13 protein-coding genes are annotated in these 14,622 nt (G+C 34.9%); 7 read left to right on the forward strand and 6 right to left on the reverse strand.

The features are described 5' to 3' along the window. Nucleotides 1-5 precede the first annotated feature (5 nt). The gene (locus CLV73_RS16110; RefSeq protein WP_100377924.1) at nucleotides 6-359 is read right to left on the reverse strand and encodes a TfoX/Sxy family protein; all 354 of its coding nucleotides are present in this window, start codon (nucleotides 357-359) and stop codon (nucleotides 6-8) included. 163 nt (nucleotides 360-522) lie between these two features. Between CLV73_RS16110 and CLV73_RS16115 the strand changes: the two genes are divergently transcribed. From CLV73_RS16115 to CLV73_RS16140, 6 genes are all read left to right on the forward strand, one after another. Continuing rightward, nucleotides 523-1,038: a DUF2975 domain-containing protein gene (locus CLV73_RS16115; protein ID WP_100377925.1), complete on the forward strand. Its 516-nt coding sequence runs from the start codon at nucleotides 523-525 to the stop codon at nucleotides 1,036-1,038. Nucleotide 1,039: 1 nt separating this feature from the next. Continuing rightward, nucleotides 1,040-1,246: a helix-turn-helix domain-containing protein gene (locus tag CLV73_RS16120; RefSeq protein WP_100377926.1), complete on the forward strand. Its 207-nt coding sequence runs from the start codon at nucleotides 1,040-1,042 to the stop codon at nucleotides 1,244-1,246. A 204-nt stretch (nucleotides 1,247-1,450) separates the two neighbouring features. Then, nucleotides 1,451-2,323 (forward strand): ABC transporter ATP-binding protein, encoded by an 873-nt coding sequence (locus CLV73_RS16125; RefSeq protein ID WP_100377927.1) that lies wholly within the window; start codon nucleotides 1,451-1,453, stop codon nucleotides 2,321-2,323. A gap of 2 nt (nucleotides 2,324-2,325) precedes the next feature. Then, nucleotides 2,326-5,493 carry a M1 family aminopeptidase gene (locus CLV73_RS16130; protein ID WP_100377928.1) on the forward strand — a complete coding sequence of 1,056 codons (3,168 nt, stop codon included), beginning with the start codon at nucleotides 2,326-2,328 and terminating at the stop codon, nucleotides 5,491-5,493. Nucleotides 5,494-5,634: 141 nt separating this feature from the next. After that, the gene (locus CLV73_RS16135) at nucleotides 5,635-6,075 is read left to right on the forward strand and encodes a MarR family winged helix-turn-helix transcriptional regulator (protein WP_100377929.1); all 441 of its coding nucleotides are present in this window, start codon (nucleotides 5,635-5,637) and stop codon (nucleotides 6,073-6,075) included. Between the two features lie 6 nt (nucleotides 6,076-6,081). Next, nucleotides 6,082-8,517, forward strand: a complete 2,436-nt coding sequence (locus tag CLV73_RS16140) for a TonB-dependent receptor (protein WP_100377930.1) — start codon at nucleotides 6,082-6,084, stop codon at nucleotides 8,515-8,517. A 64-nt stretch (nucleotides 8,518-8,581) separates the two neighbouring features. Here the strand turns inward: CLV73_RS16140 and CLV73_RS16145 are convergent, their stop codons facing one another. The 5 genes from CLV73_RS16145 to rpsO all read right to left on the reverse strand — a co-directional run bounded on the left by CLV73_RS16145 (nucleotide 8,582) and on the right by rpsO (nucleotide 13,839). Next, nucleotides 8,582-8,935, reverse strand: a complete 354-nt coding sequence (locus CLV73_RS16145; RefSeq protein WP_100377931.1) for a hypothetical protein — start codon at nucleotides 8,933-8,935, stop codon at nucleotides 8,582-8,584. 110 nt (nucleotides 8,936-9,045) lie between these two features. Further along, nucleotides 9,046-9,480: a cold shock domain-containing protein gene (locus CLV73_RS16150; protein WP_100377932.1), complete on the reverse strand. Its 435-nt coding sequence runs from the start codon at nucleotides 9,478-9,480 to the stop codon at nucleotides 9,046-9,048. Nucleotides 9,481-9,849: 369 nt separating this feature from the next. After that, a complete protein-coding gene (locus CLV73_RS16155) occupies nucleotides 9,850-12,072 on the reverse strand; it encodes a polyribonucleotide nucleotidyltransferase (RefSeq protein WP_100377933.1) in 2,223 nt (740 codons plus the stop codon). Between the two features lie 180 nt (nucleotides 12,073-12,252). Then, nucleotides 12,253-13,416, reverse strand: coding sequence for an acyloxyacyl hydrolase (locus CLV73_RS16160; protein WP_169925776.1), 1,164 nt, complete (start codon nucleotides 13,414-13,416; stop codon nucleotides 12,253-12,255). A gap of 153 nt (nucleotides 13,417-13,569) precedes the next feature. Then, nucleotides 13,570-13,839, reverse strand: coding sequence for a 30S ribosomal protein S15 (gene rpsO, locus CLV73_RS16165; RefSeq protein ID WP_100377935.1), 270 nt, complete (start codon nucleotides 13,837-13,839; stop codon nucleotides 13,570-13,572). Between the two features lie 155 nt (nucleotides 13,840-13,994). Between rpsO and CLV73_RS16170 the strand changes: the two genes are divergently transcribed. After that, entirely contained in the window at nucleotides 13,995-14,567 is a 573-nt protein-coding gene (locus tag CLV73_RS16170; protein WP_228424400.1) for a pyruvate decarboxylase, read from the forward strand. The last annotated feature ends 55 nt before the right edge of the window (nucleotides 14,568-14,622 follow it).

A 14,622-nucleotide genomic window follows, 5' to 3' on the forward strand; every position in this document is an offset into this window, starting at 1 on the left:
ATGGATTATTTTTTCTTCGAATCCTTTGAAACTTTAGCTATAGGATTATAATCCAGACATATTTTTATCCAATATTCAAAATCTTCAGGCTTTTGAAAACCTTCAGGTTCTACATAACAATATCCTTTAAGCTGTTTCCCTTTCATGATCATTGGCAGAAATCCCTTTCTTTCTGCAACTTCATCTTCCAGATCGGGATCATAACGACACATCAGGTTATCGTGGCTCACATTGATGCACATTTTCCCATTCACCAGGAAAGATAATCCGCTGAACATTTTTTTCTCAACAATTTCGAGATCGGGAATTTCGGAAAGCCGTTCACGAACTCTGTCTGCGATTTTAATATTATATGCCATGATCAAAAATTGATATTTCTAAATTAATTAAAAACTGCCATATACTAAGGCTTTCCGTATTCCATTCTTAATCCTAAAACGCATGAAATAAAATTTTAGTTAAAATAATTATTGTTTTACGATAATTAATTATACATTTGCATTATCTATTAATTATCAAGTCATGAATCAGACAAAAATTATTTCACAGATTCTCTACTACATTTGCTTTATACTGGCAATCGGCTATTTGCTGACTGCAGTGTATTCAATTCTTTGTCTCGTAACCGGATTTAGCATAACGCCGTATAAAGAAAATGCATACTTTCATATCAATTACCCTTTTACCGAAAAGCCTTTTTTGAATATTGAGAACAATTATCCGTATATCCTATTCTCTTTTTTATTGGTTTTAATCACATACGGGGTATTCTTTTGGTTTTCAGCCAAAGTTTTTAAGGTTTTCTTTCAGTCAAAATTATTTACGAAGGATAACATTACACACCTGAAAAGGTTTTACCTCTATAATATCTTTTTTCCATTGCCTATAGTTGTGATCGCGAGCTTCTTCGTGGAAGTGGAAAGTATAATATGGGGATTGGTTTTTATTCATTTCATGCTGGGAATTTTCTGCTTATTTCTTGCGAATATTTTTAAACAGGGATTACATTTGCAAAACGAACAAGATTTAATTATATAAAATGCCAATTATAGTCAACTTAGATGTAATGCTTGCCAAACGTAAAATGCAAAGTAAAGAATTGGCAGAAAAACTGGGAATTACTCCCGTTAATCTCTCCATCCTGAAAACAGGAAAAGCCAAAGGAGTCCGTTTCGACACGCTGGAAGCGATCTGTAAAATACTGGAATGTCAGCCGGGAGATATTTTAGAATATAAAGATGAATAAATGATCGACGATTATTTGAAATCTTGATTTTAATCTTATTGAACTTTTTAAAATTTTAAATTTAAATTTTAAATTTTAGCCTTTCAACAATAGCTTTTGTGACTTTTGCGGTTACATTAGGCCCTTCAGTATAAAATCTTACACATATTATCTTAAGAAGCAATGGAAACATTGCCAGTCCTTCTATTATCCAAACCCAACAATATGAATACTTTATCTATCAACAACCTCAACCTCACCTATAAAAATGGCTTTCAGGCTATTCAAAACATTTCGCTGGAAATCGGAAACGGAATGTTTGGACTTTTAGGTCCTAACGGAGCCGGAAAATCTTCTTTAATGAAAACCATTGTAGGACTTCAGAAACCCACTTCGGGAAATATAATCTTCAATGGAGTTGATATTGCTAAAGACCCTAATTACATAAAACAAAATTTAGGTTTTCTCCCACAGGATTTTGGGGTATATCCTAAAATTTCCGCTTATGATCTATTAGAACATATTGCGATTTTAAAAGGAATTAAAAACAGTACCGAACGCAAAAATCAGATCATAAGCCTGCTTGAAAAAGTAAATCTTTCTGATTTCAGAAACAAAGAAGTCCATACTTTTTCCGGAGGAATGAGGCAGCGGTTCGGAGTTGCACAGGCTCTATTAGGGAATCCGAAAATTATTATCGTTGATGAACCTACTGCAGGTCTTGATCCCGAAGAACGCAACCGTTTCAATTCTTTGCTGAATGATATCAGTAAAGAAGTTATTGTCATTCTTTCCACCCACCTCGTGGAAGATGTCCGGAATCTGTGTTCACAAATGGCCATTATAAACAAAGGAAAGCTTTTGAAGAAAGGAAAGCCCAATGATCTGATCGCCGAACTGAATCAGAAAATATGGTCAAAATCCATTAATAAAACTGAGCTGGATCATTATCATTCAACCTATCAGATCATCAGTCAGCAATTAATTGAAAGGGAATTATACATTACTACATTCTCCAACGAAAAGCCTAAAGATTTCATTCCTGTAAATCCTTTACTGGAGCACGTTTACTTCCATTCTCTCACTCAAAAAATCTAATCATGAACGCTTTATTTTTATTCGAAGTCCAGCGCACTACCAAGCATTGGCTTACTTACCTTATTACCTTGATCCTGATCGGAATTGGAATATTTTGTGGAAATAATTTCAACCTGAGTGCCGGAGAAGGTATTTATCTGAATTCTCCCTATACCATTGGTTTTATGACCGGAATGCTAAGCTTATCCGTGATATTCTTTGCCACTATTTTTGCCAGTCAGCAACTTTTTAAAGACCAGGATTCAAGATTCGACAGTATTTTGTTTTCTCTTCCGCTTTCAAAAAGGGTTTACATAAGCGGAAGATTTTTTTCTTTCTTTTTACAGACATTCTTAAGCTTTATTTTTTTGATGACCGGGTTTATAATCGGACAGAATATGCGTACGGGAAGCGAGATGCAGCCTTATTTTAATCTTTGGTATTATCTATTTCCGCTGTTAATCTTCGGGTTTATCAATTGTCTTTTAGTCTGTAGCTTTTTGTTTCTCATTTCATTGACTACGAAGAAGAAACTACTGGTTGTGATTGGCGGATTACTGCTTTATGTCCTATATATGGTTGTTCTGCTGTTTTCAAATTCACCCTTTATGGCCGGAAGTATTCCTCAGTCAGTGGAATCACAGCAGATATCTGCATTCACAGACCCTTTTGGCTTATCTGCTTATTTTTTTGAGGGAAGAAACCTTTCCGCTATCGAAAAAAATGAATTGGCCATTCCCTTTTCTTCATATTTATTGGTGAACAGGACTGTTTTCCTTTTCATTTCTGTGATGTTTTTACTGCTCTCCTACCGTCTTTTTTCATTTTCAGGATTTTCCGGTAAAAAGAAAAGAAAAACTGAGATCAATACTACATTTTCGAAGATCAACCCGAAAGCATATTCTGTTGTCAGCTCTGATTTCGGAATAGTTTCATCTCTGCAATCCGTCTTATCCTTTACCAAAATTGATCTCATTTATCTTTTTAAAGGAATTGTCATGGTTGCTGTTTCCGTTCTGTTGTTATTTTTTGTCGGGATGGAAATGTATGCTGAAATTGAAAAAGGAATCCGGCTTCCGCAGAAATATGCAAGTTCCGGCTTGATGGCAACTACGATTTCCGAAAATTTTCATTTACTAGGCTTGCTTATTGTTGCCTATTTCATCAATGATCTGTATTGGCGAAGCCATGCTTCGGGATTTTCCCTGATTGAAAAAAGCACTTATTTTCACAAAAAAAAATTAACCGGTCATTTCTTATCCATCAGTGTCTTATTATTCTTTTTTACCGGAATATTGATTTTGGAAGGATTAGTTTTTCAGTTAAGTTACGGCTATTTCCATATTGACTGGAGCGCATATTCAGGAACAGTCCTTTTTAATACTTTTCCGCTTATTCTTTTTTCAGGGTTTTTTCTACTCATTAACGATCAAATCAAAAACAGGTTCGTTGCTTTAGGCATTTCCGTTGTATTACTGATGATCATGGCGACTCCCATTACTAAAAAGATCATCTCTTATCCGTTACTGAGGATATTTTCAGATTTCAAAGGAACTTACAGTGATTTTAACGGGTATGGAATTTATTCCATTGCTTTTGCGGAAAGACTTTTATTCGGATCAGGAATCATTTTTCTTTTATGGATGATGAATGAATCGTTTAAAACTAAGAAATGGAACCTAAAAAAAGCTTTCTTCACTGTTTTACTATTGATCATCGGTTGTTGGGCAGGAAATCATTTGATGCAAGGATATTCACCTAAAAATGATGAAAAGCTTCTTTTAAATGCAATTCATTATGAAAAGCAATTCCGACGGTACGAAAATCTGCCACAACCTGTCATTACCGATGTTAATACGCAAATTGACCTGTATCCATCTCAAAGATCTTATGAAATTAAAGGAAAATATACTTTGACCAATCAAACTGATAAAGCTATTGATAAGATTCTCATTAATTTTCATCCGGATTTGAAGATACAATCCGCAGTCCTTCAAACTGCATTTGAAACAAAGGAAATTGATCAAACCATCACTGAAATTCATTTAAAACAGCCATTACAGCCTCATGAGACCGCTCATCTTGATTTCAGAATATCCTATCAATGGTTTGCCGTAAACGGTCATGAATCTTTTAATGCGATTGTTGAAAACGGTTCTTTCATGAGGATCAGCAGATATTATCCCACGATTGGCTACCAAAAAGATGATGAAATTGAAGATCAGAAAAAAAGGGATGAATTTAGGCTTGGAAAAGCACGGGCTGTAAAAAAATTAGAAGCGCCGGAAGTTTTTAATAAAGATTTCATCACTTTAAATATGATCATTTCTACCGAAAAAGATCAAACAGCCATTGGAACAGGAGATCTTATGGCTCAGTCAATAAGAGGAGAAAGACGCTTCTTTCATTATCAATCAAAGAACATTCCTTTCCGTTTTGCTCTTTCTTCGGCAAAATATAAGCAGAAAATAATCAATTATAAAGGCATCGCAATTAATGTATTCTATCATCAAAAGCATAAGGAAAATGTAGACCACTTCATCAACAATGCCAAAATCACCCTGGATTATTGTAATAAAAATTTTGGAAAGTATCCTTTCAAAACCATCAATTTTGCTGAAATTTCCTCATTTACCAGAGGTTTTGCGGCTACAGCTTATCCTTCTGCTATTTTTATGCCTGAAGATATGGTTTTCCATGCGAATATTCATGCAGATAAGCAACAGGATGTCATTAACGAACTTGCAGGACACGAACTTTCTCATCTTTGGTGGGGAAACAGCCAGATCGATCCTGATGACCGGGAAGGTTCTCCTATGCTCACGGAAACGCTTGCCATGTACACGGAAATGATGTTTTACAAAAAAATGCACGGCAAAGAAAAAATGATGGAACGAATACAGGTTCATCAGCAAATCTATGATAATGAAAAAGGATTATCTGAAAACGAACCGATCTATAAAGTAACCGGAAATAATACGCATATTTCTTATTCCAAAGGCGCCATTGCTATGGTACAGCTCAGTGAAATGATTGGGGAAGAAAAAGTTAATACAGCCCTGAAAAATTTTCTTCAAAATAATAGGTATCCTAAAAAACCGACTACTCTTGATCTTCTCAAAGAGTTTTATAAAGTTGCTCCTAATGAGCAGATCAAAAAGAAAATCAATGGATTATTTACCACTATATAATTTAAGACCACCGTATATACGGTGGTTTTTTAATTAATTTAAAAATTTATTTCCTCGTTGTAACAAAATAAAATTTCATGCAACAAATTAGTTGATATATCAATAATTGATTAATCATTATTATTTAATTAAAATATTTACATGGAAAAATTAGATTCAATCATATTTTACAACATCGATAAAGCGATCAGATCCTATAGAAATTATGCTCAAAGACAATTAAAAGCAAATGGATTCAGCATAACGATCGATCAGTGGCTGATTATTAAAGCGATATTGGAAAATCCGGGAATTACTCAAAATGAAATTGGTGATCTTGTCTTTAAAGACAATGCTTCCATCACAAGAATCATTGAATTGCTGGTGAAATCAAAATACATCATTAGAAATCCTAATCCCGACGACCGCAGAAAAACCAACCTTGAAGTTACAGAATCCGGAAAGGAAATCATACAAAAAGTACAAAACCTTGTAGAAAAAAACCGACAGGTCGCTTTGGGAGGTGTTTCCCAAGAAGAACTGGAAATCATGAACAATACATTACTCAAAATATCTAAAAACTGTCTTAACCTTAAAAAATAAAACATAATGGTCAGAATATTTATCTTCATTTTTGTTTGGCTTATTACCGTATTCAGTTCGTTAAAAGCACAAACAACACAGAATTTTTCTTTGTCAGGAAAAATAGATTCGGATAAGGCGAATCAGATGGAAATCAACCTATTTAATACTGAAAATAAATTAGTAAAAACAGAAATTGCAGACACAAAAGGAAATTTCAGTTTCAATGATCTTGCTTCCGGAAGTTATACTTTAAAAATCAATAAAAACGGAACTGAGGCTTATCAATCTGAAAAGATTACCATAACAGGAAATACTACCCTCCCTTCCATTCAATTGAAGGAAAAACTGATTGAAGGAATAACGATCACTAAAGCTAAACCCTATATTGAAAGACAGGACGGCAAAATGATCCTCAATGTTGAAAACAGTATCGCCGCTACCGGAAATTCAGCATTTGAAGTCCTGGAAAAAGCTCCGGGTGTAAAGGTCGATAACAACGATAATATCAGTCTTCGCGGAAAAGGAAATCTTTTGGTACAGATCGACGGAAAAAATACGCCAATGACAGGAACAGATCTTGCCAATTATCTTCGCGGAATTCCGTCTTCAAGTGTTGAAAAAGTGGAGTTTATTACCAATCCGTCATCAAAATACGATGCAGCGGGAACTTCAATCATTAATATTAAGCTTAAAAAAGATCAGAGAAAAGGAACGAACGGAAGCATTTCAACAGCTTGGGGAACGGGAAAATATATTAAAAACAACAACAGTTTCAATATTAATCACAGAAATAAAAAAGTAAACCTTTTTGCGAACTATAGCTTTGCGTACCGGGAGTTTTACAACAAATTGCTTCTCGACAGAAGTTTTTACGATAACGGAAATTTCACGCAAGGTTATATTCAGGATAATTTTCTGAAAATGAACTTTAGAAATCATATTGCCAAAACCGGAATGGATTATTATATGAATGATAAAAATGTTCTCGGCTTTTCAGTAGGATTTGTCAGCAACAGGTTTGATCCGACGAGCAATAATGAAACTTTAATTTTAGATAGCAATCATCAACCTTCAGGAACATCCAATACCAAAAGTAACAACCGGGATCACTGGAAAAATGTATCTTTTAATCTTAATCATAAACTTACGATTGATTCTCTGGGTTCTGAGCTTACGACGGACTTGGATTACATCAACTATTCCAACACTTCTTTACAGAATTTTATTACCAATAATTATGATGCTAACGGAAATCTGTTTCCGTCAACTCCGCTTAATCCCAATCCGTATAACCTGAAAGGAGATTTAGGTGGAAATCTTAATATTTATTCCCTTAAATCCGATCTCACAAAGGTGTTTAAAAAGAACTGGAAACTCGAAACCGGAATCAAAACAAGTTTTGTAAAAGCGGATAATGATCTCCAGTTCTTTAATGCAAGTTCAGGAAACCTGGTTCTTGATGATTCAAAAACCAATCATTTTATTTATGAAGAAAACATCAATGCGGCGTATGGAAATGTGATTAAAAACTGGGAAAAATTTAAAGTAAATTTTGGGTTGAGAGTAGAAAATACCAATATTACAGGAAACCAGATTACGACGAATCAGATCAATAAAAAGAACTATACCCAATTATTTCCAAGTGCTGTTTTTTCTTATGATTTGAATGATAAAAATACAGTTGAGCTTAATTTCAGCAGGAGAATTACAAGACCAACTTATAAACAGTTGAATCCATTTAAATTCTATCTGGATCTTACCACTTACCAGGCAGGAAATCCTGATCTGAATCCGCAAACAACAATGAATTATGAATTTACCTATAGTTTCAGCAATAAGTATTTTGCAACATTAAGCTACAGCAAAACCAAAAATAATATTACCGACGTACTGAAACCAACGATAGAAAACGGAAAAACGGTGGTAGTTCAGGCCAATGAAAACCTGAGTTCGGCTTCTTATTACGGACTGAATCTGATTGCTCCTGTAAAAGTGGCAAAGTGGTGGGACATGAACAATAATGCAAACTTCTACTACGGAAGCTATACGGGAAATATTGCTGATACCTATATTAAAAATCAAGGGAATTTTACTTTTGATCTCAACAGCATCAATTCATTTAAACTAGGAAACGGATTTACCGCAGAGCTAACCGGAAATTATAAAGCAAAAGAAGTCTATGCTTATATGTTCCTTAAACCGATGTGGTCTGTAAATATCGGTGCTCAAAAGAAATTTAAAAACAACAGTACCCTGAAATTTTCTTTCAATGATATTTTCCTGACCAGCAACCCGGAAGCAAGAAATGTTTATACCAGCTATGTAGAAAACTTTATTGTGAGACGTGATACTAGAGTGGCAACACTTTCATATACGTATAATTTTGGATCAGGGAAATCCGGCCAGCCAAGAAAGACAGGTGGTGCAGATGATCTGAAGCAGAGAGTCGGAAATGGATAATTAAGATTATTTCGTTCCTCGTAATGAATGATATAAAAAACCTCCAGAATCTGGAGGTTTTGTTTTATTTATTCTTCTTTAAAATGTAATAAATCGCTTTATCTTTATCATCATTCATCGTATAGGCAAACTGAAAGGAATACCCGTTTGCAGACATAAAATTAAGCGCATCCATCATAGAATTGAACTTCATATTCCGCCCTCTTTCGTCTTTGATGCTTGTTCCGTTTTTGAAGGAAATCGATTTGGTTTCCTGCCCGAAATCAATTTCCACATTTACCTTTGTACTTAAGGATCTTCCGGTGCCGATAATCTGTACATAATAAACATCAATATCTCTTATGGGAACATCATTTACCGTTTGAGCGAAGGAAACAGAGGCAAAACCAATAAGGAAAAGAAGCAATAGTTTTTTCATAAGTTTTTGTTTAAAGATAAATAAAATTCTCTCATTATTAAACAGACAAAATCCCTCAAAAAATGGGGGATTCTACTATATCTGAGAAATTAATCTGAGGTTGGGATTAATTATTTTACCAGTCTGATCTCCGTTGCAGAAAATCCTTTTGGAGATTTTTCTTTTTCAAAAGAAACTTTATTTCCTTTTTTAATCGGATCTATACAATTATTATTATGGAAGAAGATGTTTTCTTTTGTTTTATCTTCCGTAATGAAACCGTATCCTTTTTCACTTAAAAAGGTCACGATACCAGTTTTTAAAGCTTCTTCAGCTTCGATTGGAGCCGCTCCCAGCTGGATGTTATCAAGATCAATTTCTTGTTTTGCATCCTGATCCGGAGGTGTAGATGTCAGTTGTCCGTTTGCATCTACATACATAAACATTTCGTCAAGGCTTTTACCTTTATCATTGTTTTCCTTACGCTCTTCACGACGTAGAGCTTTTTCTTTTTGTTTTTGCTGTTTCTTTTTGAAATTTTCTTTTTTAGAGAAAGAATCCGCCATATATCTTTTTAAATTTAATTGTTACTGAGTACTGTTTTAAGTTTAAACATCGTATAATATTCAAACTATACAATATTAACCTCTTCCAAAAGAGATGTAATATGTTTTCCGGCTGTCTTTATTTGAACAGATTGTTCTGAGAACAATTAATAGATGAAAAAAGAAAAATGACATTTCAAATAATCACAACACCTGAAAGCAGAGAACCTGTCTTTAAGATAATATACAAATATACAGAAAATAAAGACATAAAACAACTTGAATCTGATTTAAATAATTGAGTTTCAATTCACTTAATTGCTCCTTTGAACATTAAATCAAGTATATACAAACAAAAAACCACCGAAAAATCGATGGTTTCTATTTTTATTAAGCCTGATCTGCAGGTTTTTCACCTTGCGGTTTAGCTTGATGTTGTCCTTCCGGTCTTGGTTTCCCTTCTGGTCTATCCTGTCTAGGTTTTCCTTCCGGTTTTGGAGGTCTTGGCAACAAAACTTTTCTCGAAAGCTTCATTTTCTTACGATCGTCGTAACCCATGAACTTCACTTCTACCTCATCACCTTCTGCATACGGAACCTTGTCAAGACGAGCCCACTCAATTTCAGAAATGTGAAGAAGTCCTTCCGTTCCTTTAGCAATCGCTACAAATGCTCCGAAATCCATTACTTTCACTACTTTACCTTTGTAAACTTCACCTACAACCGGTACGAAAGTAATCTCATTGATCTTAGCAATAGCAGCATTGATTTTCTCTCTGTCTGTTCCTGCAATTTCGATACGCCCGATTTCTCCGATTTCCTCAATTGCAATAACAGTATCTGTATCTTTCTGTAGCTGCTGAATAATTTTTCCACCAGGCCCGATTACAGCACCAATGAAGTCTTTCGGAATCTCCATTACTACCATTTTCGGAGCGTGAGGCTTCACGTCTGGTCTTGGCTGAGAAATAGTTTCCGTGATTTTATTTAAAATATGTAATCTTCCGTCTTTAGCCTGCATCAATGCTTTTTCCATAATGTCCATAGAAAGCCCCTGGATTTTAATATCCATCTGGCAAGCCGTGATACCGTCTGCAGTACCTGTTACTTTAAAGTCCATATCTCCAAGGTGATCTTCATCTCCTAAGATATCGGAAAGCACTGTAAATTTACCAGACTTTTTATCAGTGATAAGCCCCATTGCAATTCCTGAAACAGGTTTTGTAATTTGAACCCCCGCATCCATTAATGCTAATGTTCCTGCACAAACTGTCGCCATAGAAGAAGAACCGTTAGATTCAAGAATATCAGAAACGATTCTGATTGTATATGGATTTTCTGCAGGAATCACTGCAGTTAATGCTCTCTGAGCCAAGTTTCCGTGTCCTACTTCTCTTCTTGAAGTACCTCTTAAAGGTCTTGCTTCACCTGTAGAGAACGGAGGGAAGTTGTAATGTAAGAAGAATCTTTCGTCATGCTGTGTGATAACGCTGTCGATCATATTGGCATCTTTTACAGATCCAAGAGTTACTGCTGTCAAAGACTGAGTTTCTCCTCTTGTAAATACTGCAGAACCGTGCGCTCCGGGAAGGTAATCAATTTCAGACCAGATCGGACGGATCGTCTGAGGATCACGTCCATCAAGACGGATATTGTCTTCAAGGATCATCTGACGCATTGCCTCTTTCTCCACATCATGATAATATACTTTTACGAAAGGAGTTACTCTTTCCAGTTCTTCTGCATTATCTACATATTGAGCAAGGAATTCTTCACGTACTGCTTTGAATTTCTCTGCTCTTTCTTCTTTGCTTGATGGAGTTTTTGCTACTTCATATACTTTGTCATAGCATTCTTTCCATACTTTTTCACGAATATCTTCATCATGAACTTCGTGAGAATATTCTCTTTTCGGGAAAGATTTACCTACTTTTGCTGCTAATCTTTCCTGAGCTTCGATTTGTTTTTTAATTTCAACGTGGGCAAAGTTGATCGCTTCAATCATTTCCTGCTCCGTGATTTCTTTCATTTCCCCTTCTACCATTACGATCGAGTCTTTTGTAGCTCCTACCATAATGTCGATATCAGCTTTCAATAAGTTTTCGTAACTAGGGTTTACGGATAACTGTCCGTCTATTCTTACTACTCTCGCTTCAGACATCGGTCCGTCGAAAGGAATATCTGTGATTGCAATAGCGGCAGAAGCGGCAAGACCTGCCAAAGCTTCAGGCATTACAGCTTTATCATAAGAAATCAATGAGATCATTACCTGTACTTCCGCATGGAAATCTTCAGGAAATAACGGACGCAATACTCTGTCCACCAATCTCATTGTTAAAACTTCATCATCAGAAGGCTTAGCTTCTCTACGGAAAAAGTTCCCCGGGATTCTTCCTCCTGCATAAAATTTCTCTCTGTAATCTACCGTTAATGGTAAAAAATCCACACCCGGATTTGCTTCTTTGTTGGCTACAACTGTTGCTAAAAGCATTGTTCCGCCACACTTTACAACTACAGATCCATCAGCCTGCTTAGCCAATTTCCCTGTTTCAATAATGATCTCCCTGCCATCAGCAAGAGTCACCGTTTCTGTAAACGCTTGAGGTATACTCATAAATTTGTCTTCTTTGTACTCCGTATTGAGTACGATTATTATTTAAACTCTTTAAATTTTCGTTTGCAAATTTAATGTATTATTTGGATAAAACCTGTTTTTTAAGTGAAATTGCATTTCCGCCAAGCCTTTAATTTGTCAAAAAAACATCTTATTATTCACCATTTAATACATTACAATTTATTTTCGGGCTTTTTTTGAAAAAGTGTATCCCAATTTCCACTCAAGATAATTGGCGACATGAAAATCGTAAGCATTAATTCCGAAGGAGGCAAACAAGCGGTCTGTAATCTGATATTGCAGACCTATCCTTTGAAAGAAAGGTGTTTTATCATATTTCCATGTTTTCTTGAAAAGATAATATCCGGCTCCGATATTCACATATAATTTTCCCATAATCAAACGATAACTGGGAATAATACTTGCCAAAACCTGATTTTTAGAAAACCGTTTTTTATCATATACAAAACCATTTTCAAGATACATGGTATGATTATATTCATCATCCTGGGTAATCCCCACTCCCAGTCCGTATGCTGATTTTTCAGAATACTGACGGAAATAGAAGGCTTCCGCTCCATAAATATTGTAAATATATCCCTGATAATAATTACTGGGATCACGGTCTGTTCCTTTATAAAAAGCACTTTTTCGGGCTGCGAATACAGAAAATTCCACCGTATTATATTTATCATGAACTATTCTAACAGTATCTGATTTTTGAGGAGTTGCTCGTTCAGGATAGTATACTAAGCTCAGTTGCGGAGCAACACTGTTCAGCCCTCTGTTCGGTGTTTTTAAAGAACCATTGGAAAGATGATTGAATCTAAGATTCAGTCCTAAATCAAAATGTTTACCTATTTCATAATACAATCCAGTCCCCAAGCTGATGAACATATTTGTTTTTGAACCGATAGAACTGTTAAGATATCCCAGATCGGAATTATAAGGAGTCGAATTGAAAGAGATTCCAAAATTAATGCTATGGTACCATTTAAGTTTATCCCACTGCTTTATTTTCGCATTATATATTCCATAGATAGAATAAGGGCTTCCCAATTGTTTATTAGTAAGATAATCAACAGCAATAACACCAACTCCAATTTGTGGATAATTATATAAGGATTCCCAATCTCTATTTCCGTTGGTCTGCTTTAGAAATTCAAAAGAATATGCTGCAAAAGCTTTGTGCGGATAGCTCTTTAAATGAATATTGGTCGGTAAAACCATTCCATATTCGGTATTTGCACTGGCGGTCCAAAGTTTTGGTTTTAAAGAATCCGCTTCTTGTGCCTTGCAGAAAACGGAAAATAAAACCAAAAAATAAATATAAAAACTCTTCAAAATCAATCTTAATTAAAAAAAGAAACAAATTTAAATATTCATGTAAGAAAAACGAGAAAAAACATTTAAAATCAGTTATTCGTTATATATTTCACAAAAATCCATAAAAAAAGCAACTCCTGTCGAAGTTGCTCTTGTGAAAATCTTTATAGATTATTTTCTTAAACCTAGTTCAGCAATAATTGCTCTATATCTTGCGATATCTTTGTTTTTAAGGTAATCTAGTAAACTCTTTCTCTTACCTACCAATTTCACTAGAGATCTCTCTGTATTGAAATCGTGACGGTTAGCCTTTAGGTGCTGAGATAAGTGATTGATTCTGAAAGTGAAAAGTGCAATTTGTCCTTCAGCACTTCCTGTGTCTTGTGCAGATTTTCCGTGTTTTGCGAAAATTTCCTGCTTTTTTTCTGTTGTTAAGTACATTCCAATATTGTTTAATGATTATTATGTAACGGGTGCAAAATTACGACTTTATTTTGATTCTACAAACATTATTGATTTCATGTATGGAAATTGATAGAAAAAAATGTTAAAAATTTCTTAAAAAAATTATGTCATCCCACTAAAAGACAGTAATTTTGCAATCGAAATTACAAATGGGAAGACTTTTATTTTTTTTAGCTATTACTTCTTTTTTACTGATCGGAACTGCTTCAATAAAAGCACAAAAAAACACCGACGACAAGATAAAGAAAGTCCTTTACTTCAATCCTGAAGTAGAACCTGATATTGAGGAAATAAAAGAACCTACCAATAATGCATTTTTCAGCGCCGTTTCTGATAACACCAGCAATATGAAGAAAAACAAAATGCTGAGAGCCGAAGTGCAGATTCCTTATGACAGCATCGACAAACAGACCATCATAGATTATTGCAGCAACAATGCAACTGATTTTGCTATCGTTCCTAAAGTAAAGTATTTTAAAGTAGGCTTAGGAAAATATGTATTTTCCAATCAGGTTGTCATCAGTATGAAGCTTTTTGATGCAGCAGGAAACCTTCTTACGGAAACAGATTACGACACCTACCGTAAAAATATGCGACTATTAGGATCTACCGAAAACTCTATAAAGATCGGGACCAACGGTGCTATAAAAGGTATTCTAAAGAAATTAAAGAAGATCAGACCTACAGCAGAAGCCGGATTCTAGGCTTTAAATATTCCTTAAATTTAATACATTATTCCCGTTTCTTGAAAATTTAAAT

Origin of the sequence: Chryseobacterium geocarposphaerae (assembly GCF_002797535.1) — a bacterium.
GTDB lineage: Bacteria > Bacteroidota > Bacteroidia > Flavobacteriales > Weeksellaceae > Chryseobacterium > Chryseobacterium geocarposphaerae.